Annotated in this window: 29 protein-coding genes; 11 read left to right on the forward strand and 18 right to left on the reverse strand. The window is 50.8% G+C overall.

Features of this window, described 5'->3' with window-relative positions:
• Positions 1 to 6 precede the first annotated feature (6 nt).
• The 3 genes from IEV98_RS23120 to IEV98_RS23130 are packed head-to-tail and all read left to right on the forward strand — an operon-like array spanning position 7 to position 2,221.
• Complete coding sequence (locus IEV98_RS23120) at positions 7 to 753, forward strand: nucleotidyltransferase (RefSeq protein WP_188508436.1); 747 nt, start codon at positions 7 to 9, stop codon at positions 751 to 753.
• A 13-nt stretch (positions 754 to 766) separates the two neighbouring features.
• Positions 767 to 1,534 (forward strand): metallophosphoesterase family protein, encoded by a 768-nt coding sequence (locus IEV98_RS23125; RefSeq protein ID WP_188508437.1) that lies wholly within the window; start codon positions 767 to 769, stop codon positions 1,532 to 1,534.
• A gap of 15 nt (positions 1,535 to 1,549) precedes the next feature.
• Entirely contained in the window at positions 1,550 to 2,221 is a 672-nt protein-coding gene (locus IEV98_RS23130) for an SRPBCC family protein (RefSeq protein WP_188508438.1), read from the forward strand.
• Positions 2,222 to 2,264: 43 nt separating this feature from the next.
• Here IEV98_RS23130 and IEV98_RS23135 read toward each other — a convergent pair whose 3' ends face one another.
• The 7 genes from IEV98_RS23135 to IEV98_RS23165 form a co-directional block, all read right to left on the reverse strand.
• Positions 2,265 to 2,492 (reverse strand): hypothetical protein, encoded by a 228-nt coding sequence (locus IEV98_RS23135; RefSeq protein WP_188508439.1) that lies wholly within the window; start codon positions 2,490 to 2,492, stop codon positions 2,265 to 2,267.
• A gap of 45 nt (positions 2,493 to 2,537) precedes the next feature.
• A complete protein-coding gene (locus IEV98_RS23140; RefSeq protein WP_188508440.1) occupies positions 2,538 to 3,032 on the reverse strand; it encodes an SRPBCC family protein in 495 nt (164 codons plus the stop codon).
• 96 nt (positions 3,033 to 3,128) lie between these two features.
• Positions 3,129 to 3,653 (reverse strand): CinA family protein, encoded by a 525-nt coding sequence (locus IEV98_RS23145; RefSeq protein WP_188508441.1) that lies wholly within the window; start codon positions 3,651 to 3,653, stop codon positions 3,129 to 3,131.
• Positions 3,654 to 3,723: 70 nt separating this feature from the next.
• The gene (locus tag IEV98_RS23150; RefSeq protein WP_188508442.1) at positions 3,724 to 3,921 is read right to left on the reverse strand and encodes a KTSC domain-containing protein; all 198 of its coding nucleotides are present in this window, start codon (positions 3,919 to 3,921) and stop codon (positions 3,724 to 3,726) included.
• A gap of 20 nt (positions 3,922 to 3,941) precedes the next feature.
• Positions 3,942 to 4,331, reverse strand: coding sequence for a hypothetical protein (locus IEV98_RS23155; RefSeq protein WP_188508443.1), 390 nt, complete (start codon positions 4,329 to 4,331; stop codon positions 3,942 to 3,944).
• Positions 4,332 to 4,392: 61 nt separating this feature from the next.
• Positions 4,393 to 5,136: a YciE/YciF ferroxidase family protein gene (locus tag IEV98_RS23160; protein WP_188508444.1), complete on the reverse strand. Its 744-nt coding sequence runs from the start codon at positions 5,134 to 5,136 to the stop codon at positions 4,393 to 4,395.
• Positions 5,137 to 5,162: 26 nt separating this feature from the next.
• The gene (locus IEV98_RS23165; protein ID WP_188508445.1) at positions 5,163 to 6,116 is read right to left on the reverse strand and encodes an MBL fold metallo-hydrolase; all 954 of its coding nucleotides are present in this window, start codon (positions 6,114 to 6,116) and stop codon (positions 5,163 to 5,165) included.
• A 228-nt stretch (positions 6,117 to 6,344) separates the two neighbouring features.
• Here IEV98_RS23165 and IEV98_RS23170 point away from each other — a divergent pair, with 228 nt between their 5' ends.
• The 4 genes from IEV98_RS23170 to IEV98_RS23185 are packed head-to-tail and all read left to right on the forward strand — an operon-like array spanning position 6,345 to position 11,080.
• Positions 6,345 to 8,561, forward strand: a complete 2,217-nt coding sequence (locus IEV98_RS23170) for a glycoside hydrolase family protein (protein ID WP_188508446.1) — start codon at positions 6,345 to 6,347, stop codon at positions 8,559 to 8,561.
• Between the two features lie 41 nt (positions 8,562 to 8,602).
• The gene (locus tag IEV98_RS23175) at positions 8,603 to 9,364 is read left to right on the forward strand and encodes an SDR family oxidoreductase (RefSeq protein ID WP_188508447.1); all 762 of its coding nucleotides are present in this window, start codon (positions 8,603 to 8,605) and stop codon (positions 9,362 to 9,364) included.
• A gap of 46 nt (positions 9,365 to 9,410) precedes the next feature.
• A complete protein-coding gene (locus IEV98_RS23180; RefSeq protein ID WP_188508448.1) occupies positions 9,411 to 10,550 on the forward strand; it encodes a zinc-dependent alcohol dehydrogenase in 1,140 nt (379 codons plus the stop codon).
• A gap of 29 nt (positions 10,551 to 10,579) precedes the next feature.
• Positions 10,580 to 11,080 (forward strand): hypothetical protein, encoded by a 501-nt coding sequence (locus IEV98_RS23185; RefSeq protein ID WP_188508449.1) that lies wholly within the window; start codon positions 10,580 to 10,582, stop codon positions 11,078 to 11,080.
• Here IEV98_RS23185 and IEV98_RS23190 read toward each other — a convergent pair.
• From IEV98_RS23190 to IEV98_RS23200, 3 genes are read right to left on the reverse strand one after another with little or no spacing between them, the layout of a single operon-like run.
• Positions 11,048 to 11,335, reverse strand: coding sequence for a hypothetical protein (locus IEV98_RS23190; protein ID WP_188508450.1), 288 nt, complete (start codon positions 11,333 to 11,335; stop codon positions 11,048 to 11,050). The two genes, IEV98_RS23185 and IEV98_RS23190, sit on opposite strands and share 33 nt — an antisense overlap.
• Before the next feature lie 29 nt (positions 11,336 to 11,364).
• Positions 11,365 to 13,551: a catalase gene (locus IEV98_RS23195; RefSeq protein ID WP_188508451.1), complete on the reverse strand. Its 2,187-nt coding sequence runs from the start codon at positions 13,549 to 13,551 to the stop codon at positions 11,365 to 11,367.
• A gap of 43 nt (positions 13,552 to 13,594) precedes the next feature.
• Positions 13,595 to 14,143, reverse strand: coding sequence for a YciE/YciF ferroxidase family protein (locus tag IEV98_RS23200; RefSeq protein WP_188508452.1), 549 nt, complete (start codon positions 14,141 to 14,143; stop codon positions 13,595 to 13,597).
• 157 nt (positions 14,144 to 14,300) lie between these two features.
• On the opposite strand from IEV98_RS23200, the gene IEV98_RS23205 reads away from it, so the two are divergent.
• Complete coding sequence (locus IEV98_RS23205; protein WP_188508453.1) at positions 14,301 to 14,780, forward strand: ankyrin repeat domain-containing protein; 480 nt, start codon at positions 14,301 to 14,303, stop codon at positions 14,778 to 14,780.
• A gap of 17 nt (positions 14,781 to 14,797) precedes the next feature.
• Here IEV98_RS23205 and IEV98_RS23210 read toward each other — a convergent pair whose 3' ends face one another.
• Positions 14,798 to 15,595, reverse strand: coding sequence for an SDR family NAD(P)-dependent oxidoreductase (locus tag IEV98_RS23210; protein ID WP_188508454.1), 798 nt, complete (start codon positions 15,593 to 15,595; stop codon positions 14,798 to 14,800).
• Between the two features lie 220 nt (positions 15,596 to 15,815).
• Between IEV98_RS23210 and IEV98_RS23215 the strand changes: the two genes are divergently transcribed.
• Positions 15,816 to 17,378: an FAD-dependent oxidoreductase gene (locus tag IEV98_RS23215; protein WP_229738935.1), complete on the forward strand. Its 1,563-nt coding sequence runs from the start codon at positions 15,816 to 15,818 to the stop codon at positions 17,376 to 17,378.
• Between the two features lie 5 nt (positions 17,379 to 17,383).
• Here IEV98_RS23215 and IEV98_RS23220 read toward each other — a convergent pair whose 3' ends face one another.
• Together IEV98_RS23220 and IEV98_RS23225 are read right to left on the reverse strand one after the other, a co-directional pair.
• The gene (locus tag IEV98_RS23220) at positions 17,384 to 17,749 is read right to left on the reverse strand and encodes a response regulator (protein WP_188508455.1); all 366 of its coding nucleotides are present in this window, start codon (positions 17,747 to 17,749) and stop codon (positions 17,384 to 17,386) included.
• Positions 17,750 to 17,897: 148 nt separating this feature from the next.
• The gene (locus tag IEV98_RS23225; RefSeq protein WP_188508456.1) at positions 17,898 to 18,251 is read right to left on the reverse strand and encodes a response regulator transcription factor; all 354 of its coding nucleotides are present in this window, start codon (positions 18,249 to 18,251) and stop codon (positions 17,898 to 17,900) included.
• A gap of 175 nt (positions 18,252 to 18,426) precedes the next feature.
• Here IEV98_RS23225 and IEV98_RS23230 point away from each other — a divergent pair, with 175 nt between their 5' ends.
• A complete protein-coding gene (locus IEV98_RS23230) occupies positions 18,427 to 20,448 on the forward strand; it encodes a GAF domain-containing sensor histidine kinase (protein WP_188508457.1) in 2,022 nt (673 codons plus the stop codon).
• Positions 20,449 to 20,451: 3 nt separating this feature from the next.
• Positions 20,452 to 20,802 (forward strand): response regulator, encoded by a 351-nt coding sequence (locus tag IEV98_RS23235; protein ID WP_188508458.1) that lies wholly within the window; start codon positions 20,452 to 20,454, stop codon positions 20,800 to 20,802.
• 7 nt (positions 20,803 to 20,809) lie between these two features.
• Here IEV98_RS23235 and IEV98_RS23240 read toward each other — a convergent pair whose 3' ends face one another.
• From IEV98_RS23240 to IEV98_RS23260, 5 genes are read right to left on the reverse strand one after another with little or no spacing between them, the layout of a single operon-like run.
• Entirely contained in the window at positions 20,810 to 21,991 is a 1,182-nt protein-coding gene (locus IEV98_RS23240; RefSeq protein ID WP_188508459.1) for a sensor histidine kinase, read from the reverse strand.
• Entirely contained in the window at positions 21,988 to 23,007 is a 1,020-nt protein-coding gene (locus IEV98_RS23245; protein WP_188508460.1) for a SpoIIE family protein phosphatase, read from the reverse strand. The genes IEV98_RS23240 and IEV98_RS23245 overlap by 4 nt, the downstream gene beginning before the upstream one ends.
• Positions 23,000 to 23,422: an anti-sigma regulatory factor gene (locus IEV98_RS23250; RefSeq protein ID WP_188508461.1), complete on the reverse strand. Its 423-nt coding sequence runs from the start codon at positions 23,420 to 23,422 to the stop codon at positions 23,000 to 23,002. The genes IEV98_RS23245 and IEV98_RS23250 overlap by 8 nt, the downstream gene beginning before the upstream one ends.
• Positions 23,415 to 23,804 carry an STAS domain-containing protein gene (locus IEV98_RS23255; protein ID WP_188508462.1) on the reverse strand — a complete coding sequence of 130 codons (390 nt, stop codon included), beginning with the start codon at positions 23,802 to 23,804 and terminating at the stop codon, positions 23,415 to 23,417. The genes IEV98_RS23250 and IEV98_RS23255 overlap by 8 nt, the downstream gene beginning before the upstream one ends.
• 8 nt (positions 23,805 to 23,812) lie before the next feature.
• The gene (locus tag IEV98_RS23260; RefSeq protein WP_188508463.1) at positions 23,813 to 24,688 is read right to left on the reverse strand and encodes an STAS domain-containing protein; all 876 of its coding nucleotides are present in this window, start codon (positions 24,686 to 24,688) and stop codon (positions 23,813 to 23,815) included.
• Positions 24,689 to 24,823: the final 135 nt, after the last annotated feature.

Below are 24,823 nucleotides of genomic sequence, written 5' to 3' on the forward strand. Positions count from 1 at the left end.
TGGCGTATGGATATTCTTTTGAACGACGGATATGAAAGCCCGACTGATGTTTACCGCAATGCGGTGACCCTGCTGCGTGACTGTGGCTGCGAATTTATGATAGGCGGTGGCTTTGCGATATCGTTTTATACCGGCATACATCGCGATACGAAAGACCTCGATATCTTCTGCCAGCCAAAAGATTATCCGCAATTACTAAAATGCTTTGCCGATAACGGGTACCGGGTGGAATTGACGGATTCGCGGTGGCTGGCCAAAGTATTTAAAGGGGACCATTTCATAGACATTATTTTCGATACGGTGAACGGGATATGCAGGGTTGACGAATCCTGGCTCGATCACGCTGAAGAAGGCGACTTCTTTGGTGTGACGGCACCTTTCATGGCTCCGGAGGAGTTGATTTGGTGTAAAAGCTACGTGCAGAACCGTGAACGGAACGACAGCGCAGACATCAACCACATGTTCCTGAAAACGGGGCATCGCTTGGATTGGGAACGGTTGTTGCAGCACCTCGATGCGCATTGGCACTTATTATTGGCACAATTGCTCATCTTCCAATTCGTCTACCCGTCCGATTACCGGTGCATCGTGCCCGACTGGCTATTCCAGGAGCTGATGAAGCGCGCAAGTGCGCAGTATGAGTTGCCCCCGTCGGTCGAAAAGGTATGCCGGGGCCCGCTCATCGACCAAACGCAATACGAAGTGGATATCAAAGAATGGAATTACAAATCATACACCATCAAGACGGTGTGAAGAGAAAATAAGGATGGAAGAAAAAAAAGAACAGATACGGATAGCGGCGGTGGGCGATTTACACGTCCGTGAGACGGACCGCGGAAAATGGAAGGAATATTTTGCTGCGATTTGCCGGGAAGCGGATATATTGGTGCTGGCCGGTGACCTCACCGATACCGGCGACGAAGATGAAGCCGCATTGCTGGTGGATGAGCTAAAGGGATGCACCATCCCCATGGTAGGGGTATTGGGCAACCACGATTATGAAAAGGGACGCCAGAAAATCATCAAAGAGACGCTGGCGCATGCCAATATACAAATCCTGGATGGTGAATCGACCATCATCAACGGGGTGGGATTTGCCGGAGTGAAGGGCTTTGGCGGTGGCTTCGATGCGGCGATGCTTTCGAAATTCGGCGAAGAGATGATGAAACTATTCGTACAGGAGGCAGTGGATGAAGCGTTGAAATTGGACCGGGCATTGGCGCGCTTGGGGCAACATGGGGGCGAAGTGCATAAGATAGCCATTATGCATTATGCACCGATTTCGGCTACCGTAGAAGGGGAGCCGTTGGAAATCTACCCCTTTCTGGGGTCGTCCCGGCTGCTGGAACCCGTGCAACGGCATAAGGTCGAAGCGGTATTTCACGGACATGCCCATAAGGGTAAACGGGAGGCCCAGACACCCGATGGAATTTCTGTATGGAACGTTTCATTGCCGCTATTAGCCCATCAGGATAAGCCTTATCCATTCCATCTACTGGAATTGGAAGCCACTGATTTGCAACATTCATCATAACGAAACACGTAGAACATGAGCCGCAAATTCGCCAAAAATGTGAGTACCAGCGAACGCATAGTATCCGTAGCGCTGGGGTCTTACCTGTTGTACCAATCGTTGCGTACCATCAGGCATCGACCGTTTATAAAGTTGGGCACCGCTGGTTATTTATTGGCTAGGGGGATAGGGGGCTATTGCCCGGTTAACCGGTGGATGGGAAAGAAGGGAACCCATAATCCGGCCATCAATATTCAAACCATCGTAACGGTGAATAAGCCTCGGTTTGAAGTGTATGGCTATTGGCGGAAACTGAGTAATCTGCCGAATTTCATGGCCCATCTGTTGAAGGTGGAGGAGCTGAGTGATAAGCGGTCGCACTGGCTGGCAAGGATGCCGGGCACAAGTGGGACGATTGAATGGGAGGCCGAAATTGTAAAGGATGAGCCCGGCTACCTGATTGGTTGGCAATCTGTAAGCGGGTCGCCCGTCGAGAACGCAGGAAAAGTACAGCTGTATGATGCACCAGGTCGCCTGGGTACGGAAGTACGTGTGGTATTCAGTTACCATCCCCCAGCGGGCGGCTTGGGAACCGGCGTGGCCAAATTACTCAACCCGTTTTTTAAGCGTGTGATTGAAGAAGAGATCCGCAATTTCAAACGGGTGATGGAAGCTGATTTAGTTTCCCCGAATGCATCTTCGACGTAACGGTCTGAAGAATAAGTAATCGCCTTGTTCCAGATTTTGTCAATCAATCGTCGTCATCCAAATTGCCCGATGCGGTGCCGGCTAAGTCACCGCCTTCACGATCCACCTCATTGGGATCATTGGTTTCACGGATGCTCGCGTCATCATCATCCGAATTGTCATATTGCTGCTGCCGATCAAAGGCCTCATGGCCGGCCCGCTCGTTTTCGGCAATTCCTTTTTCCATGCGCTCCGGGTCGACCGGCGGCTGTTGTTTTTTGTTGTTCGTCATGATGAATTGTCCTCCTTTTTTGTTAGTTCAGTACGACTCTCGCCGCTATGATTTTACCTCAGCGGTAATGCCGCTTCCGCTTCGTGCATGTTTTGCGAAACAGGCCAATAAATAATCCCAACCCTGTTCGCCGTCCATCGCGTCGCTGTATTTTTCATATCCTTCTCCGTGGTTTTCGAAGTGGTCATGCCGGAGCTCAATCCGGGTTTGTCCGTCGGTAATCGTCCGGAAGCCGATCGTCACCTCGCTCGCCTTGTCTGGATCAGGTTCGGGCACACGGAAGGGACTGATTTGCCACATGACCGTGATATACTCACCATGTTTTACGGCTGAAACGGTTCCCCAGTCGCATCGAAAATCATTGGGCCCTTTTTCTGTGCAGTGCCCTCCGGGTATCGGGTGTATGCTGATTTCCACTAATTTATCTTTTGACCATGTATATGCTTTAGGCCACCACAGTGCCAGTTCGCTGATAAATGCATTAAACGCCTGCTCACTGGATAAATCTACATCGATCTGTTTACGTATTACCTTTCCCATGTTGCCGTTTTATCTTTGATGAGTACCATTGTATAATTAGATAACAGGTAGGGGAAGCGTATTGTTTGATTCCGTGGCATTACGCAGATGCTGACTTTAAGGCGTGGGATGCTCCATAAGTTGACGATGAATGATCTGGCAGAGATTGGAGGCGGCCGCCGCAATGATCTGCTGTTCGTCACCGCTAAACGTGCTACGGTCTGATACCTGCCAGTTTTTGGCTTTGATCGCCGTAAACATTGTTCCAACGGGCTTCTCCGGCGATTCGCTACCCCCGGGCTTCGTGAGCCCCGTGATGCCTACGTGGATGTCTGCGGAAATCATATGCGCCAGGCTTTCGGCAATGGCCGCCGAAACCTCCTCCGATTCCGGTGTAAAGCGCTCGAGAAGTGACGGCGATACGTTTAATACGTCTTCTTTTACGCAGGCGTCATAGCAGGTAACGCCCCCCTTCAACACGTCACCCGATCGGTTTGCCAATGAAAATAAAAAGGAGAGAAAGCCTGCGGTAGCACTTTCCGCAAAGGCGATGGTAAGCCCATGCTGGGCGAGGAGTTCACTACATTGCCCAACCTCGGCTTGCGCGTGCGCCAGGATTGCTGAAAATGGTGTGTCGATCATATGTTGACAGTTGCTTTGCTGTTGCTTTGTTGAGTTTTAACCGTCTCTGTACCAATTGTTGACAAGCAGCTCATTGCAGTCGCTTGAATGGAAACTGACCAACAATTTGCGTGTTGAGGTAACGCCCTTTCGACCGCGCCTGCCGCAAGCCGATGTACACAAATTCCGGAACATCGTAGTAATGGTATACAGCACCTGTTTGAAACGTGATTTTGAGTGTATTGCTGTCTTCCTGATATTCCATGAATTTAATGACGCTCGATGGCATATCGCTGTGTGATATCGCTATTAATTGGGCAGATCATCGGAGTGCTTATCCCAAGTGCTGGGCAATTCATCCATCGCGTCCTCGCTTTCTTCAAACGAATCCAAAATATGAATGTACCAGTCCTTGGCCTCCTCAAACACCGTAGCCAAATTGTCAGACACGTAACGGTGCACGATGAATACAAACCTGTCGATTTCGCCGTATTTGTTGATACGCTCCCATTCATATCGAGGGCTGATAGATGGCAGGAGCGGACTTTGAGCTTCCAATAGCTCAAGAACGGTATGCGTGGGAAAGTGGAAAATAACCACCCTGCCATTTAACGAATCCGGCGGAACCGCAGCCAGCAATGTAAAGTCGGGGATATTAAATTTCACAATTCCTTCCTTTCTATGCAAATCGGTTTGCATCTCTTTGAGGTTAACCTTACGATGGTCAAGTTTGTTTGGGTATATTCGCTTCAGAGCTACCCTAGTTTTTTTTGCGCGCGTTACCTCTTTTGCCTTTGGGTTTTCCATCGTCATCGAAAAGCAGTGCGTCCGCCGAACCTGGAGCACTGGCTTCAACGCCTTCGCTGGCATCGGCGCTCCCTGCGCCCGCATCTAAGCCGTCGACCGCTTCTTTCATGGCGTTTGCCGTCGACTCGGATTCCGTACCGATGCTACCGGTATCTGGCGGTGGTGACTTCTCTTCTGCCAACGGTTCGATACCTGCCGCTGCGTTGATGCCTTTCTCGGCCAGTTCGGTCAGGATACCATCAGTCTTTTTCTCTTCGGCCAGCGTCTGTTCGAACAGGCCAACCGCTGCTTCGCAGCCCAACGTTTTAGCCAATGTGCGCAAGCTGCCATAAGTGGCGATTTCGTAATGTTCTACCTTTTGTGCGGCCACGATCAATGCGGCATCGCGGTGGGCCGAGCCCGCTTCGGTTTCATCAATTACCTGCCAGCCTTCATCAAACAGCCCTTGCATTCCTAGGCAAAACACGGGCTGCGCACCCATGTTTTTCTGGTGAAAAATCTTCTCCAGTCGGCTTACGTGATCGTTCGTTTCCAAGCGATGGGTGTGGAATGCCGACTTTAGCTCTTCCGTACCCGCGCGCTCCGCCATGGTCTCCAACACATCGCGTAAATGGAGTTCACTCCAGTAGATTTCCTGCAACGTCCGCCGGAAAAAGAGTTCCAGAGCGGACGGTGATTGTTGTTCTTGAGTTGCCATATGTGCAATTTTTAGTTTTTTTGTTACTACCGTCGCCTAAGCTGGGCGACAGCAAATCCACCGACGACGGCCACAGCCGCGGCCACGGAGAAAATCAATGTGGCCTTGGGTAGACCCTCGGCGGCCGGAAGCCGCTTCACGCCTCGTTTATTGATTAGGGCCGGCCGACGGACGTACCTGCCGCTGGATGGCACAGCTACCGTTTGAAAGTTTCGGATCAAGTCGGCGAGCCCTTCGGTCAGTTCGCGACCGGCAAACGGCTTTCCATGCCCTGTAACCGCGATGGCCGGATTAAGCTCCTGAAGCTTTTTAACGGATGTCTTTGCCGTTTCCCAATCGTAGGTGAAATATTTCGGAGGACCGGACAGTTGTTTTCTTTGCAGTAAAACAGAAAAGGCCGATTCCTGATGGGTCGCCACGAAGGCGTCGCCCACGATAAGGACGCCATCGGCATCTCGGAATAGCGAAATGTGCCCAGGAGCATGCCCCGGTGTATGGATATACCGCCATTTTGTAAGGAAGGGAATGCTCCCATCTTTTGCAAGCGCTTGGACGTCATTATTTAAGTTTACGGGCTCGTTGGGATACAGAAACGACATCCAGCTCATCATCCCGCCGCCGGCACCCGGGTCAGGCGGGGGGTACGCCGCATGTCCCGTCAAATACGGTAATTCCATGGAATGCGCATAAACTTTGACATCCCAGATGCGAAGTAAGGAGGGCAACGACCCGATATGATCGAAATGGCCATGGGTGAGGATAATAGCTGCGGGCGGCTTATCCCCGAATAATTGGTTGGCCGTTTTCGCGATCTTGGCTGCCCCACTCTTGAGTCCGGCGTCTATCAATACCCATTGATCATCGTCCGTTGCCACAAAATATACATTCACAAAAAGTATCCTCAGGCGCCAAACGCCGGTCGCCACCTGCTCGCATCCCGGCGGAACGGTAGTCAGTTGTTTCGTTTCATGTTGATTCATCGTATCTCTTTTTTGTGGTAACCGATGGCAAGGCAGTTTGTTTTGGAATTCGTTAACGGCGGACGCTCCGTTTAATTAACAGGACGATTTATACGGTTTTCGCAACACCGGTATGTCGCATTTGTACAACAAATCCAACAAAAGTGGCCGGCAGCCAGCGCATCGCGATTGGATTGATTTGTGTAACGGCTATAGGTGTGACTATAACTGAACTGCAAACCGCAACATATGGGAAAACCACAAAGCAGCATATCGCCCTGGGCTATCCACTTGGCCAACGAATTGACAAGCCAGCGCGCATCGACCTGCTCAGAAAAGCAGATTTCTTCGAAGAACGTACAGGTAATCCTCACAGCAGACTCGTTGGTCATCTGCGTGAGCCGGATGGGAGGCGTGAAGCTAGCCTTTCGGGCGGCCTATACACCAGCCTCGGATTTTGAGGTTACCGATAGCGACAATTCGAAAGAAACACTGAAATATAAGCTCAATTCGTCGCTCGGCACCTACCGGGTGGCTATATGGCTAGACGAATACGAACAACTTAGCGGGCTGCATTATACCACACATTTTACACCGGCTGAAGATGTACAAATCCCATTCTGGCCGAAGGATATTGTGGCACTCAAGGATGACGGTATACTGGCAGACGGCGATGTGGACGTGCACGTAGCGCAAGAGGGGCTCCGCAGCGGGCTGGTGTATGTCAGCAGGACAAAGCCGGAGACTGGAGCAATGCTGTATTTTCAGAACCTGACGGCATTGAGCGACTACTGTGCGGCTACGGAAACTTCCGTAGCCAATACGGTAAACGGCGGGTGGCCGGAATTTGGCTTTGCACTGCCGGTAGCAGAGAAGAAGCCCATACTCCGGGGTAATGAATATACGCTGACCGATGCTTTCGTGACGTTTGCCGATGATGCGCCGGCTGACCAGTTTGAGACGGCTAAGCAGTTTATGGATATGCTGGCGTATATCTACCTGCAATTGCCCAAACCTGCCGTGCGCTATCACGATTATCCGGATATCGCAGCAAAGGCGCTGCCCGAATTGGCTAACCACAAAGGATGTTGGACACACCACCGGGGCCACAGCTACCTCAACGCCTACGTGTGTGACTATAAAACGCCGCCCGAAATCATGGTGCAATTGGCGGTAGTGCTGCCGCTGAAAGAATACGAGGAATGGACCGGGCAAGCGATCCCCCTGATCGCGGAACTTGAAGCCGGGCTCACCGCGTTCTACGATGAAGATATCGGTACCGTGCAGCGTTGGTTGCCTGCTGCCGAGCAGCAACTGGACGGCGAGGAGGAGCAAAAGAAACCACTGATCATGGATTCGTGGTACCTCCATCACCCTTTGCTCAACCTGTCCCGGATGGCACTCCATGGCAATGAAATGGCAAAAGACCTCTTTCTTAAGTCGCTGGATTACACGGTTAAAGTAGCGCATCATTTCAATTACAAATGGCCGGTTTTCTATAAAATGGATACCCTGGAGACGGTAAAGGCCGAAACCAAACCAGGAGAGGGCGGCGAAAGGGACGTGGCCGGTATTTACGCGCTGGTAATGATGCAGGCGTGGGAGCTTACCAACGCGGATAAATACCTGGATGAAGCTAAGAAGGCCGCGAAATCTGTGGCTTCGGATGGATTTAAATTGTTTTATCAGGCCAATAATACCGCCTTTGCAGCAGGGGCCATGCTACGACTGTGGAAAGCAACCCAAGACGAACTGTACCTTGATTTGGGCTACCTCTTCTTGGCCAACGTTTTCAGGAACCTTGCACTGTGGGATGCCCGGTACGGACATGGGCTGCATTTTCCGCTTTTCTTTGCGGTATTCCCGCTGAACGATGCACCATATACCGCCGTTTACGAAGAAGTGGAAGTTTTTTCGGCTATTTATGAATTTCTGGAACAAGCAGACGAAACGCCAATCCGGCGCTCCTACGCATTGCTGCTCGCCGAATTTGTGCGCTATGCGCTGCATCGGATGGTCTATTACTATCCGACGGTGTTGCCGCGACATATGCTCGCCGACGAGGTGAAAACCGGAGAAGTAGATCGAAAACTATGGATTCCACTGGAAGACATCTATCCCGAATGGGAAAAATCGGGGACGGTGGGGCAGGAAGTATATGGCGCCGGGTTTCCCTTTGCCGTTGTTCCTCGGCACTTTATCCACATCGCGGATGCCACCTATTTGCTTTTTATTGACTACCCCATTTCCGAACTGCTAGTGGGAAGTCAAGAAGCGCGCTTCAAGGTGTTGGGCGACGGGCAGCTGGCCTGCAAGCTGTATGTCATGAAGACGGGCAGCGGTGGGCCATTGGAGGTTACGGTTTCCGGAGAGCGGCAGGGTGCCATCGATCCGCAATCCGTTGACGGCGAACGGCAGTGCTTCGAGGTAACGGGCGACCAGCACGTGGTGCTTAATTGGAGTTAAGGCAATCGGATGATCAGTGGTTGAACGATAAAAATAGAAAGATGGAAGCAGTCAAAGCAATATACGAAGAGAAACTTATCCAACCAGTGAAGGATAGGCGGATACTGATTACAGGTGGAACCACTGGCATCGGGCGGGCAACAGCGCATCTGTTGGCCCGTGAGAACCACGTCATGATCATCGGGAGGCATCAACCGGAAATGGATGACGCACTCGACAGTTTTGAGGGTCACCAAGCCGGAGGCCGGTTAATGGGCGCGTTGGGTGATTTGGTAAATCCGCAGGATATCGATGCGCTGTTCCAGCGCGTAGATGAGGAGTTCGGTCAACTAGATATATTGGTCAATAACACCGGACTTGGCTTTAACGGTATCGCCGAGGGTGAATACAACGATTGGGAATACATCCTCCGCGCGAATCTGTTGTCGTACCTCGCATGCAGCCGGCAGGCGATCGATCGGATGCGTACGCGCGGCAGCGGGCATATCGTCAACATCGGCTCGATGAGTGCCGATGTGCGGGAAAAAGACAGCTCGGTCTACGTCGCCACCAAATCCGGCATTCAGGGATTTTCGGAGTCGCTCCGCAAAGAAGTCAACGAGCTGGGCATCAAGGTAACGTTGATCGAACCTGGGGCCGTTGGAACAGACATGCAACCCCGTGAAGGGCAAGCCGAAAAAGAAGAGAAGCTAGAGATGATGAAGGCGGAAGACATTGCGGTAGCGATATACTACTGCCTGTCAACGCCGCCGCGATGCGACGTGGTGGAAATGCGGATCAAGCCTCATAGGCAGCCGATATAAACCGTAACAACAGTTGATTAGTAGTGGATGATTAAAATAGATCGTTATGTTAGCAATGAATTACCGAGGTCCGCGCCGTGTACGGGTGGATCATAAGCCTTACCCCGAAATCCTGCATCCCAATGATGCCATCGTGCGTGTAACGCGCTCCTGTATCTGCGGCTCGGATTTGCATCTGTATCACGGAATGGTACCAGACACACGCGTTGGAACGACGTTTGGCCATGAATTTATCGGCATTGTTGAGGAGACGGGGCCTTCCGTGCAAAACCTAAAGAAGGGCGATCACGTAATTGTACCATTTAATATCGCTTGTGGCACCTGTGCATTCTGTAAGCAGGAGCTGTATGGCAATTGCCACGAATCCAATCCGGAGGCGACTGCTGTAGGTGGGATATTCGGTTATTCGCATACGGCAGGTGGCTATGATGGCGGGCAGGCGGAGTATGTACGTGTGCCATATGCTGATGTCGGGCCTACGGTTATCCCGGAGGACATGGATCCCGACGACGCGGTAATGCTTACGGACGTGGCGCCCACCGGCTACCAGGCAGCGGAGATGGGCGGCATTCGGATCGGGGATACCGTGGTGGTCTTTGGCGCAGGGCCGGTGGGCATCATGGCCGCCCGGTGCGCATGGCTGTTTGGCGCGGGGCGTGTCATCGTTATCGACCATATCGAATACCGACTGGAATTTGCGCGCCACTATGCACCATGCGAGGCCTATAACTTCCGCTCATTGGAAGATCCGGTATTGTTCCTGAAAAAGGAAACCGGCTGGTTGGGTGCTGATGTGTGCATCGATGCTGTTGGAGCCGATGCGGCCGGAAGCGCCCTGCACACCATTACCGGTAAGAAGCTGATGTTACAGGCAGGTTCGGCGATCGCGCTTCATTGGGCCATAAATTCGGTCAAGAAAGGTGGTATCGTGTCTGTAGTAGGCGTATACGGCCCTACGGGCAACCTCGTACCTATTGGTAATGTAGTGAATAAGGGGATCACCATGCGTGCAAATCAAGCCTCAGTAAAGCGTTTGCTTCCGCGGTTGATTAAGCACGTTGAAGACGGCTATATCGACCCCAAGGCACTGATTACCCATCGCATGCCGCTCGCAGAGGCCGCCGATGCGTACCACATTTTTTCGTCCAAGCTTGATAATTGTATTAAGACCGTACTCATTCCGTAAACGGCAGGAAATTAATAGGAGGAACCATCATGAAAAATAATCGATCAGAAAATTATTCGCGCATCAAGGGGTGGGGAGTGGATGCCGACCCGGAAAATGACCCTACTTATCCCATGAAGCTTTATTCGGGCGATGATCATCAACGGTTCAATTGGAAGCGTCCTCCGCAGCAGCCAGAAACTGTGGAAGTGCTGCATTCCAACGAGCGGCCCAGGGTGTCTGCTGTGTTTGGTACATCAATTCCGCCGTCGGGATTAAGCGGTGTCATACGCCGGCAGGCATTTAAATACAGTGAGTCGAGGTTTGGCCATTGGTTGCCGCTGCTTTTAGCGGATCGCGTGAATGTCGTGGAAGGCTTCTTTGATGACCTCCGTCGCGGCCATATCCCCAACATTTTCGCCGAAAAAGGCTGGAAGGCTGCCTGGAAGCATAATCGCAAAGGCGTGCTGATGCGGCTCGCGGTCGGTACGGTATTGGCGGCGGGTACTGTCGCCCTGTTACTCGCGAGAAAGGCCAAAGGGAGGGCGTGAGTACAACGAGTCCTTTAAGAAGTATTGCAAGTCTTCGATAGATTGGATCAATTGCATGCGGCGGGTGCCGTAGTTGATAGCATAAACTTCGCTGTCGCCCGCTTGGCTGGCATCGGTGGGTAAATATTCCTCTACGCCAAGCCATGGCTTGGCGTAGAGGATGAAAAACCGGTACATCCGGCCATTGGAGAAGCATGGGCCTTCCGGCGGACTAAATCCCATCGATTCAAGTTGGTACCTATCAAGCGTTTTCATAATGTTGCTGGCTTGTTTGGATTTGCTGATTATGCGGGCACCTTTCGTGGTTTTTCGCGGTCCCAAAAGCGATGGCTGGCTATCGCCTTCTTGAATTGCTTAACCAGCTCGGCACTGGTCGATTCCAAGATGATCCCCTCCCGCTCAACGGTTTGGGGCGCATTGTCCGCGGGGAGCTTGTAGGCAAAATAGGTTGCATCAAGCACTTGCCGCGCCCCTGCATCAACCGCGATCGCCTTGCAATGTTTGAAGGCCTCATTCAGGAAGTGAATTGCATCCGGCTCGCCTTCGATGGTCGCTGCACTGTTAGTCCCTCCCGGCACATATACCGCATCGTATAAGACGGAAGCTGCTGTTAATAGGCTATGGTCCACGGCGATTCTTACATCGTTTGCGGAGATCAAAAATCCCTGCCTGGGCGCAATGATTTCCACGATGGCACCCGCGCTTTCCAATGCTGCTCTTACCGCGTTCAAAGCGACGTCATCTACTCCATCTGCGGCCAGCACGGCAATTTTCCGGGTGGCGATGGTATCTTTGCGTGTGCCTGCCATGCTCAACGCTTCTGATCTGGTCAGCGTAGCTTCTACTTGGATAGGCTGGTATTCGGCTGGATCAGCGTCTGCCGGAAAACTATGGTTTACCGGTTGCTCCGGTGCGTCCGGCACCGGAAGCCGTAACGCATGAGCCACCGCAGCAGCCAGTGATCGGTCGACCAGCGATAGGATGCCAATCATCCGCTGACGTACTGCTACCGTTTTTACTTTTCCCAATTCAAAACTGAATGCATCAATCAAGTGATTTTTCTCCGGTTCAGACTGGCTGTAGTAAAATAATCGCGCTTGGCTGAAATGGTCGAAAAAGCTCTTGCTCCTTGCCCGTATTTTGTGCGCATCTATCCGCTCCGGATAGGAGGTAAAGCCACCGTCTGCAGCAGGTGCCTGTGCCGGGTAGCCACCCCCCAAACTGTTGGGATCGTAGCTGGACTTGCCCTTGTTGATAGTCTGCCGCATATATCCATCCCGCTGGTTGTTGTGTACCTGGGCGATGGGGCGATTGATGGGGATTTCCTGAAAATTCGGCCCACCCAGACGGATCAGCTGGGTGTCGGTATACGAGAACAGCCTTCCCTGCAAAAGCGGGTCATTGGTAAAATCGATACCCGGCACCACATGGCCGATATGAAATGCGGCCTGTTCGGTCTCAGCAAAGAAATTGTCTGGATTGCGGTTGAGCGTCAGTTTGCCTACCCGTTGCACCGGCACAAGCTCTTCGGGGATGATCTTCGTGGGATCAAGCAAATCAAAGTCAAACCGGTGCTCGTCTGCCTCGGGTACCACTTGTATCCCCAGCTCCCATTCCGGAAATGCGCCGCGTTCGATAGCATCCCACAGGTCACGGCGATGGAAATCGGGGTCTTTGCCCGATATGTTCTGCGCTTCGTCCCACGCCACGGCGTGTACGCCCAGAAGCGGCTTCCAATGGAATTTTACAAAATTCGATTCACCCTGTGCATTTACAAAGCGAAAGGTGTGTACGCCAAACCCCTCCATCATCCGGTAGCTGCGCGGTATCGCCCGGTCACTCATCAACCACATGACCATGTGGGTAGACTCGGGCATTAATGAGATGAAATCCCAGAAGGTGTCATGTGCGGAAGCAGCCTGGGGTATTTCATTATCTGGCTCAGGTTTCACGGCATGCACCAGGTCCGGGAATTTCAGCGCATCCTGGATGAAGAAAATTGGCATGTTGTTGCCTACCAGATCGAAATTGCCTTCGCGGGTGTAAAATTTGACGGCAAAGCCCCGCACGTCCCTCGCCAGGTCGGTAGAGCCCCGCGAACCCGCAACGGTAGAAAAGCGGACGAATACAGGGGTTTCCAATTCCGGATGTTGGAGGAAATCTGCTTTGGTTAAATTCGAAAGTGATTCGTACACCTTGAAAACACCGTGTGCGCCGGATCCCCGGGCATGGACTACCCGCTCGGGGATGCGCTCGTGGTCAAAGTGCGTAATTTTTTCCCGCAGTATAAAATCTTCCAGCAGTGATGCGCCACGTGCTCCTGCTTTCAGCGAATCCTGATCATTGTTTATCCGCACGCCGTGGTTGGTAGCCATAAATTCGCCTTCGGCGAACTCGCGGTTCATGTCCATCTCCTTGGTCTTTGCATTCTCGGGTTGTTTCGCCTGTCTTGTTTTCGTTTTCTTTGCCATTTTTTTTGTCTGTTACTGGGTTTCGCTAAGCTATGAATCCGGCTCAAGCCTTTTTCGATTTTCCCATAAGTATACTGGTCGCCATTTCCGAAAGCAGCTTATCGGTACGCTGTTCTTCCGTTTGGGTTTTCTGCAATAGGGTAGCTACGTTATTGAACCCTAAAGTGCTTGCCAGGAGATGTGCTCCGGTGTAGCTCGCAATCTCGTAGTGTTCTACCTTTTGGGCGGCGAAGATAATACCAGTGTCTCTGGCGCGCGTTCCCTTGGGTGTAGTTTCGATGACCGACTCACCTTCTTTGGCCAGCCCTTCCATGGCATCACATTTTTTGGCAATCGCCTTTTCACCGAGTTCCTCGAAAATTTTTTCCAAACGGTTTACGTGTCCTTCGGTTTCTGAAAGATGCTTGGCTAGGGCTTTTTTCAGCACCTCGGATGAAGCCGACGCAATCATTTTGGGTAACGTTTTCACCAGGTGGTTTTCTGCCCAGTACAGGTCGCGAACCGTATCCCGAAAGAAGGTATAAAGTTCAGGTTCCGCTGGATTGGGTGATGTTGCTTTGGCCCCTGCTTGAGCCTTTGTTTGCTGTTTCATGCGTTGTTTTTTGCTGGGTAATCGGACTATACTGCGTGATAATTGGACAACAATGCGTAAAGTCATTTGTTTTGACGGTTTTTTTGGTCTTTATTTACGCGGCTTCGCCAAACTTTTGTAGCCTATCGTTGGTTGTTTCGTTAGCAACTTGGGGTTTATGGAAAATTTGAATGAATACCTGATTTCGGCAGCCCGGCAAGGCCTTACCGAAGTGATTGAAGAACTAATGAAGCAAGGTGCAGACGTCGACACGCAAACGAAAGAGGGTTACACACCACTGATCCTTGCTTGTTATCACCGTCATTATGACGCTGCAAAATTTCTTTTATCCGCAGGCGCAAACGTTAATGCCAAAGACCATGGTGGCAATACCGCGCTGATGGGTGTATCGTTTAAAGGTTATGCAGATTTGGCAGCTTTGCTGATAGCGCACCATGCCGACCTGGATATGCAGCATGGCAATGGCGGCACCGCGCTGATGTTTGCCGTATTGTTCGGGCGAAACGATATGGTCAAACTGCTGTTGGAAAGCGGCGCAGATTATACAGTATGCGATGTGCGAGGCTTTTCTGCAGCCGACCTGGCCGCGCAGCAAGGCAATACGTTGGCCGCGGAATTGATTGGGTCGTATCCCTGATTTCTCTGTGGCGGCTTTTACGATTTATTAACCGGTTCTTGCTGCTTTCGCATATTATCGGTCGCTTTGCTATCGGGCGTCACATTGCTCATCGCAATCTGCACTTTATTTTTGAATCCGGAAACGACCATGTCCTTGCCCGCCATCATGGCATCATACCCATCCTTTGCCACATCTGCTGGGTTGGCTAGATCGCCTTCCTGAACAATTTTTGCAGCCTCCATATCCGCTTTGTTGAAAAAATCGGTGTCTGTTGCACCGGGTAACAAGGAGGTAATCGTGACGTTGGTTTTCCTAAGCTCATTACGGACGGCCTCACTGAAGAAATGGACAAAGGCCTTCGTACCGTGGTACACGGCCTGATAGGGCCCCGGTACTTTTCCGGCGATTGATGATACATTAAGGATTCTGCCCGTATTAAATGCGATCATGTCTTTTAGGAAAAACTTGGTCAGCATGATGCAGGCGTTGATGTTTAGCCGAATGATGGCCAGTTCCCGCTCCAGGTCGGTATCCGTGAATTCGCCGTAAACACCTTGGCCAGCGTTGTTGATCAAGATGTCGATGGTAATGCCTTTAGCTTTAAGGGCTTCAAAAACTTCACGGGGCGTCTCGTTGTCCGATAAGTCTTTTTGGATCGTGAGCACTTCGATTGGGTATTGCGTGGTAAGCTCACTGCTGACCTGATCGAGTTCTTGTTTATCACGCGCGATAATGACCAGGTTATAGCCATCTGCGCCGAGCAGCTTGGCCAATTCCAACCCGATCCCGCTGGTGCCTCCTGTTACCAGTGCAAATTTTTTTGTATTTATCATATGGACCTTTCATTAACCTAACCTTGTCTTGCAAATAACACACCACGTAGCGCGACGCCGGATATACGTCAGCAAATGTTACCACGATCCACTTTTCTAAACACCGACTCCTATTATGACGACAAGGCGAACCGTGAAGCAGGTAGCTGCCATACGCCGGAGCTATAAAAATTATTAAACAAATAAAGTGTTACCGCTGTTAGCACAGTAAAATTTGACCATGAAATCCAATCCGATGATCGACAGTAAGTCCCACCCCTCAAGAGACGGCGTGCTGCCGAGCCTATGGCAAGAGCACCGCGCCGCCACCATCTTAACCGCCAACGATGAGCGTGAAATTGCAGACCAGGTATGGGATGTTATCGTAGTGGGTGGGGGAATAACCGGCTTGACCACAGCACTTCGCCTGCAGGAGGCCGGAAAGCGGTGTATCGTCGTGGAGGCGTATCAAATCGGGTTCGGTACCACCGGAGGAACAACGGCGCATATCAATACCATGCTAGATACTCCGTACCATACCATTGAAAGCGATTTTGGCGCTTCGGGTGCTAAGTTGGTGGCAGATGCGGCACGTGCAGGTCGGGATATCATTGCCCGCAATGTATCGGCCTATCAGATAGGGTGCGATTTTGAATATAAGGATGGGATTTTATTTGCTCAAACCGAGCAGGAAGAAGCAGAACTGCAAAAGATATTTGCGGCTTCTCAACGTGCGGGCGTGGAGGTTTTGCCTGCCGAGGCGATACCGGTGCCCCTGGATTTCCGCATGGCTATCAACTACCGCATGCAGGCGCAGATCCATCCGCTGAATTACTTACTGGGGTTGGCTCAGGCATTTACGGCAGCGGGGGGCATCATCCTGCAACATACTCCCGTATCGGACAGTAAGCGGCAGCAGGGTGTCCATGAAGTGGAGACGGCGGGGGGAACCATCCGGGGGCATCAGCTGGTGTACGCCACCCACATCCCGCCCGGTGTAAATGTACTCCATTTCCGGTGTGCGCCCTATCGGAGCTACGTACTGGGCGCGCAGCTCGCCACCGATTTGTACCCAAACAACCTCGCCTATGACATGCAGGAACCCTACCATTACTTCCGGACACACCAGTTGGATGGTAAACGCTACCTGATTTTTGGCGGTGCCGATCATAAAACCGGCCATGGGGATCCCGATGCGGCATTCCGGGAGTTGGAGGCTTATCTGCACAAACACTTCGACGTGGCATCCATTGATTACCGCTGGTCTGCGCAATATTTCGAGCCGGCAGATGGATTGCCCTATATCGGGGAGCTGCCGGGCAGCGAAGAGCACACGTATGTGGCCACCGGATTTAGCGGAAACGGCATCCTGTTCGGTAGTTTTTCAGCCTTGCTGCTCACCGATCTTATCCTTGGAAACGAGAGTCCTTACGAGAAGCTGTTTTCGCCGCTACGCATCAAGCCGATTGCGGGCTTCACGAATTTCATTAAGGAGAATGCCGATGTGGTGTACCGGTTCGTGGCGGACCGGTTAAACGTGGACAGGCTTGAAGCATTAGTGGAACTGGCCCCGGAGACCGGGGCGGTGGTCAGTTATGAAGACCAGAAGGTTGCCTTATATAAATCGTCTGAAGGGAAGATAAGCGCATTAAGCCCGGTATGCACCCATGCAGGCTGCATCGTTGCCTGGAACAACGCAGAAAAAAGCTGGGATTGCCCATGCCACGGCGGCCGTTATGATATCGCCGGAAAAGTGCTTACCGGGCCCCCGCGAAAGGACCTGGAAGCCATTTCGCTTGGTTAACCCATTTATTGCGACCGATAGTGGAGATTGACCACGTCGATAACGTCATAGATGTCGAACGGCTTGCGGATGTAGGCATTCGCTCCACATTCTTCGGCTATTTCATCGACGTCTTTCAACGCTGAAATGAGCACGACAGGGATGTCGGCCGTTTCTTTATTGCCTCTTAATGCTCGGCATAGATCGCTCCCCCAGCCCCAGCTTAGGTTTTCGTCCAACAGGATCAGGCCAATTTCGTGCTGCTCCAGTTTTTTTTGAATGGTTTTGCCGTTGTCGGTTATTACCTCATAATCTTCAAATTGCATAAATTCCGAAACGATATCCAGCATATCGCCATCGTCTTCCGCATAAAGGATTTTCTTTTTCATCATGGCTATTCATGTAGTTTTACTGACATGATCACCCACAAATATAATACTTATGCAGCTTATTTGCGTAGCAAGAGAAAATATGTTTTTTTTACATGGAAAGATGGGGGATTTTGCAAGAGACCGCTGTATGCGCTGATCAGCTTGGCTGTCAGTTGATTTGTTGCTCTATTCGCGTAACAAAGTTGTCGATGTCAAATGGCTTGGCGATAAAATCTTGCGCATCACATCCGGTAGGAAGCTGATCGGAATGCGCCGACATCACGATAATGGGGGTTTCGCGGGTGGCTCGCTCAGCCCGCAGCTCTTTGCACAGGTCGATCCCGTTGCCATCGGGAAGCATGACATCCAATAGATACAGATCGGGAGCGACCTCGTTCATGGAAGTACGGAAGTTGCTGGCGGTACCAAACGAGATGACTTCAATTTTGTGATCTTCTAAGATATATTCGATCAACTCCCTGATACTGCGATTGTCTTCAACGACGACTACTTGTTTTTTCATAGTACATGGGTTTGGGGCCGCCTCGTACCACGGCCCGTTCGCTGTTTATCCCTGCACAGCTATTCCTGTTTCTTTGGATAACAAAGGAGCATGTTTTTTTGTTGGCATGTTTTGACGGATATTTCTGTGAATTTTCGGGTATATATGTAAGTTTGTATGAAACATGGTTACCTAGATGGAAAATAATGACGACTCCGTTCTAGCGGCGAGTCTCGAATCCAGTTTATTGGATCTGCGGCGTGCCGAAGAAACGATCAAATACCAGCACCGGCAACTCTACCGGATGGAAGTGCGGTATAATGAGTTGTTTAATTCACTTGGAGATGCGTTTTGTGTAATCGAAGTTCTGTTTGACAACGACGACCATCCGATGGATTACCGGTTCCTGAAGGTCAATAGTGTCTTTGAAGAGCAAACAGGTATCAAAGACCCGCTCGGAAGAACGATGCGTGAAATTGCCCCCGAGCACGAGCAGCACTGGTTTGATACATACGGTCGCATTGCGCTGACGGGCGAATCGCTTCGCTTTGAACACCGGGCCGAAGCATTGGGCCGTTTTTATGATGTCTACGCCTTTCGTATCGGCGACCCCAAGGACGCGCAGGTTGCTATATTATTCAAAGACATCGCCGAACGCAAACGACGGGAAGAACTACAGGCATACCTGCTTCGCTTAAGTGATACACTACGTTCGTTGTCTGACGCGGTACAAATTCAGGAAGCGGTAACCCAACTGGCTATGGATCAGTTGGCGGCCGACCGGTGTTATTATTGTGAAATCGAAAATGGAAACGCGATTATCCGGAGTAACACAGTACGCAGTAATCTGCCGTTGTCATCCAATGCCCCGTTCAGTAATTTCACGATAGTAACGAATGCGATAAATGCCGGACAGCCATTTGTTGTTTACGATGCACACACCGAACCGGCATTGGATGAGGTGTCGAGGCAAGCCTGCATCCAATTTCAAGCAATATCGCTTATCGTCATTCCGGTAGTAAAAGAAGGCAAGCCTCGGGGTGGGTTGGGTGTAGCGTGTTGTGCGCCTAGAAAGTGGGATGCGGGAGAAATAGAGTTGGTAAAGGAGACTGCCGAGCGCACGTGGATTGCTGTGGAGCAAGCCAAGGCGGGCGAAGCCTTGCGCGAGTCCGAGGAAAATTACCGATCCATCGTAAACCAAAGTATAGCCGGCATCCTGAAAGTTTGTCTTAGTGGAAATATTATGTTCACCAACGACCAGTTTAGCAGCATGCTGGGATATAGCGGCAGCGAACTGCTAAAACTGAACGTTAACGACCTCATTTATGCCGAAGACCAAGAACGCAACCGATTAGCTTTTACGGCGCTGGTGTCTGCAGGCACGGCGTATGAGATCGAAAAGCGATTGGTGCGGAAAGACGGTGGAATGGTGTGGGTGAACAACCATATTTCGCCCATTTTTGACAAAAGGGGAAAAGTAGAAGCTGCTACCATCGTCTCCATAGACATCAGCCGGCAGAAAGAGCTGGAGCGGCAAAAGGACGAATTTATCGGTATTGCCAGCCACGAGCTAAAAACACCCATTACCAGCATCAAAGCCTATGGCGAGATTTTGGCCGGATTGATGGACAAATCTACGGCACCGATAATCGTACAGCTCGTTACAAAGATGAACGCACAGGTAATCCGCTTGGTTAAGCTCATTTATTCGCTCTTGAATACGAGCCGGATATCGGGCGGGCAGCTGACGCTGCAGCTTGAACCCGTTGACCTTAATGCATTGCTCGGCGAACATGTGCTTCAGGGACAATTGACCACCTCGAAACACCATATCGCGTTTGTCGAACAGCAGCTTCCATTAGTGTTTGCCGATACAGAGCGATTGGGGCAAGTGGTGGATAACTTGCTGTCCAATGCAATCAAATACGCTCCAAAGGGAGGGGATATCTTGGTGCGGACGGAAAGCCGAGACGATTATGTCCGCGTGAGTATAGTGGATTTTGGTATGGGTATACCGAAAGCGGCGCAGGAAAAAATATTCGATCGGTTCTACCGTGTTAAGGAAGCATCCACCGAGGCGGTTTCGGGTATCGGACTCGGGTTGTATATTTGTCGTGAAATCATTGAAAAACATCAGGGACGTATGGGCGTGGAAAGTGTCCAAGATGAAGGTTCTACATTTTATTTTGAATTGCCGATATATAGGATAAGCGAATAGCCTATGAAGACTATTTTTTTTGTTGAAGACGATGAAAGCCTGCAGGATATTGCCCAGTTGGTGTTTAGTAAGCCGGATTTTGCCCTTCGTGTTTTTAACAGCGCGGAAGAGCTGCTGGACGAAAGCAAGTATCCGCACGTATACGTGCTGGATAAGCAGCTGCCCGGAATCGATGGGCTGGAGCTGTGCCGCATCCTAAAATCCAATGCGCAGACAAAAAATATTCCCGTAGTGATGGTGTCTGCCGATCCGGATATCAAAGCCCTCGCCGCATCCGCCGGGACAGATGCAGTACTCGAAAAGCCATTTTCAATCCATGAACTGATGGCGGTTGTGACGGAAGCTGCCATGTAATCCTATTTCAGTTAACCACAGGCAACACGACAGACATCGTGGTGCCACCGCCCAACACGCTTTCGACTTGGATGGTGCCGCCGTGGTCGCTGATGATACGTGCAGCGATATAGAGCCCCATGCCCAAACCACTATGTGATTTGGTGATCTGAGTGGCCCGGAAAAACTTATCGAAAATATGTGATTGGGTGTCTTCAGACATACCCATCCCTTCGTCGATGACGGAGATCGTCAGAAATCGTTGGTCTGCTCTGGCTGTTATTCTCACAGGCCCGGATTCGGAATATTTCACTGCATTGGAAAGCAGGTTGTTGATCACTTGCTCCAGGCGGATGGGATCGATCAGCAGGTTGCACGCACAATCGACATCGAGGATCAACTCATGTGTAGGGAAGAGCAAGTGTCCGGCCTCCATGCATCCCCCAAGGAAAGCCGACGCCGAAGTGACCTCTTTTTCATAAGTTAGTTTTCCGTTTTCAATCTTAGAAATATCTAAAAGCTGGCCAATGAGCTGTCCCAGTTTGATAGACTGAAGTTCGATTTTCGATAAGTATTTAGTGAGCGGCCCGTCCTTGCTTTCTCGTAAGGCGATTTGTGCGTAAGCGCGTAATATCGTTAGCGGCGTATTGAGCTCGTGGCTTGCAACGGAAAGGAATTCATTTTTTTGCTGGTCTAAGTAGGTTGCATTCATCAATGCCAATTCTTGTTGTTGGCTTTGGCGAAACAGTGCCGCATTTCTGATTTTGACTTCCTCATATGCACTGATAGGCCCCTCTTCGTCCATTTGCTTATTCACGGCTGCTATTTTAGACTGATCTACGCGTGCGGAATGAGGGATGCCCAGTTTCAAAACGATCTCCAGACCGCTTTCACCAAGTAGGATGTCCAAGACGGGCACCAGCTTTTGTGCATATTCGATACCCGTAGCGTTGCGGGGAAAATCGTCTTCTACCCGGGCGGTAATCGATGCGGTGATAAAATAACGGTTATCAATCTTCGTTGTCCCTAAATGCAGGAGGCCATCAAACGCTTTGTCGATCACTTCCCGGCACACCTCGGAAACCGCAGTGGCGAACGCAGTCTGCGTGGATTTGGTAAGCCCCAGCAATTCAGCGGTACGGATGGAACGCTTGTATGCTAAGGTGAGGTCCATCTCATTTTCGAGGGTGATCGTGGCGAGCTCCTTCATGGAATGAACCTTGCTATTAATACTGCCATATCATCGGTGCGCCTACCAAATTCCTTATAGACTGCCGCCGCTTGTATACTTAGGTCGTGGCGCATAAGCGCAGCGATTTGGTTGAGGTCCCAACGGGACCGTATTCCATCGGAGCAGAGCATGAGTTGTTGGTAGGCGTCAAAGTCGAATACTTGATCGCGCATGGTACCAGGGATGTTGTGCCCGATAATACCGTTGTAGGAAATCGGACTTCTTGAATGGGTAGCACCGACTAATCTTGCCGAGATATTGCCGACACCAGCGATATGAAGCTGTTTCAGGTGATCATCAATGACTACCATGGTGGCTACGAGCCCGCGGGTTTTCCGAACCTGCGGATGGATGAAACGAATGATCTCAACCGGCGACAGGTGAGGACATTCCTTAAACGCATTGATCGCCTCATTTGTAGCAATATTGGCCTCGATACCGTGTCCCAGCCCATCGGCGAGGATAATTTTGGTATAGCGATCTGAACAGGTTGCATAGTAGCCGTCTCCACTGTGCATTTCTTTGGGTTTTGCTACAACAACCGGTCTGATCTGGGTGTGCCGCCGCGGTGTACCTGCTGCCGGCTTGCCGTCGCGAAAAATCCGCACGAGCAGTACGGTGCCCCAGTCTTTCAACGAAAAGATATCAAACGTGTCGGCAAGCCTTTTGATGCTTCCCAGTCCGTGTCCCAATGTGTTTTTTGTGGAATAACCATCGGCCATCATCCGGTTGAGGTCTGTCATGCCGGGTCCTTGATCAACGCCGATTAACTCGATGTAGACCAGCCCTTCTTCCCGGAAGCAGCCGGCCAGCACTTCGCCGCCTTTGGCATGTTTGTAGAAATTAGAGGTGATTTCGGCCACCACGATGTCGAGCTCTGCACGGCGCTTTTCCGTAAATTGAGCGGCAATGGCGAGCCGCTGCATTTCCCTTTTTAGGATTGCATGATGACTCCTATCCGAAGCGTCGAAACTTTTATGTGTCGCGTCAACCATTTGCCCATCTGATAATCGTTACGCTCGTACCCTTGCCCGGTTCGCTGGCAATCTCAAATTCATTAACCAGTCGTTTGGCACCCGGCAACCCTACACCCAGACTACCGCCGGTAGAAAAGCCGTCTTTTAACGCGAGGCCCACATCTTCAATTCCCGGTCCTTGATCTTTAAACATCAGTCGTATACCTGTTTCCCCGTCCCGTTCGATCGTTTCGATGAGTACGATGCCACCATCGGCGTACTTTAACATATTACGGGCCAATTCGCTTGCAGCCGTAATTAAATAGGTTTGATTGACTAAACCCATTTTGATGCCGGCTGCGCATTCCTTTACCCGGTAGCGAAAGGGCACCACATCCTCCTCACGCAATATGGACATGTGTTCCGTAGCCAGTAGAATCGCCGTTTTAATCATTGTTGGGGTCGGTTTCACCAGCTATCCCCGCTATCTTTGACCTCAACAACGCCATGCCTTTTTCCACATTCAAGGCCGTATGAATACCGTTCAACGGTAATCCAAGCTCCACCAGGGTGATGGCCACCGCGGGTTGCATACCGACCACAACAGTTTCGGCAGCTATCAGTTTGGCCATCGCACCGATATTACTTAAAATACGACCCATGAACGAATCGACGATATCCACGGCAGAAATATCAATTAAAATTCCACGGGCGCCGGTTTTGCTTGCCGTTTTTACCAGATCAGCCGCGAGATCAAGCGCTAGCCTATCGTATAAATCTATTTGAATGGTTACAAGCAAAAACTGCCCCATTCTCAATATTGGGATTCGCTCCATACCAGTTGTTATTCGGGTTTAACATGGGATGCGTTGGCAGGGGTACGCTTGTAGACTTCGAGCCGAAGCAACTGGAACGCATGTTGTAGGGCGCTTGCCATGGTAGATTTGGTAACGATCGAGGAAAGATCAATCCCAAGGTGAACAATGGTCTGTGCGATCTCCGGCCGTATACCGCTGATGATGCACGTTGCGCCCAACAGTCGCGTGGCACTGACGGTTTTCAACAGGTGCTGCGCTACCATCGAATCGACGGTAGGGACGCCGGATATATCCAGGATTGCGATGTCACTGCTTGATTCCACGATTTCAGTCAATAAGGCTTCCATAATGACCTGCGTTCGGGCACTGTCTAACGTGCCGATAATGGGTAGTGCCAATATACCGTCCCACACGCGTATCACGGGGATAGAGATCTCTGCAATTTCATCAGTTTGTGCTAGGATGACTTCCTCACGCCCTTTGATATAGGTTTCAAAGGTAATAATCAAAAGGTTGTCCATGAGCCGGTGGATTTTTAAGCTCAGGTCAACAAGCTGCCGAGGATCTTTTACTTCTTCTTGAATAACAGCAATAAGCACCTCTTTGAGACCAACGATGAATAATCCGGTTTCACGTGGGCTAAATCCCTGTTTTGCGCGAGAAAAAGAGATGCTGCCCAGCAATTCGGTGATGGGGTTGAAATCTGCAGAATCTGTGTCGTTGAGACTTTTTTCCTTCAGATTGCTTACCAAAGCGGTGATAAGCGCTACAGAATCTGCACGCAGATCGTCGCTGCTGATTAAGTCTTCGCGCACGCGCGCAGGTGTTAATTGGTTTTCCATCCAGCGTTCGAGGATGATAGCCTGTTTGTCCTTTAAAAGTTTGATAATTTCGGTTGCCATATTCTTTAAGAAATAGCTGGCCCTAACTCAGCTCAGCGACTTTTCGTGAATCCAAATCGTACAGATCGGCCCTAATTGATCACATCAGTTTCTGTGAGCGCGATTACAAAGCATGACCAAACAAGAAGAGCGACA

The sequence above is a fragment of the Parapedobacter pyrenivorans genome (genome assembly GCF_014636865.1).
Taxonomy (GTDB): Bacteria; Bacteroidota; Bacteroidia; order Sphingobacteriales; family Sphingobacteriaceae; genus Parapedobacter; species Parapedobacter pyrenivorans.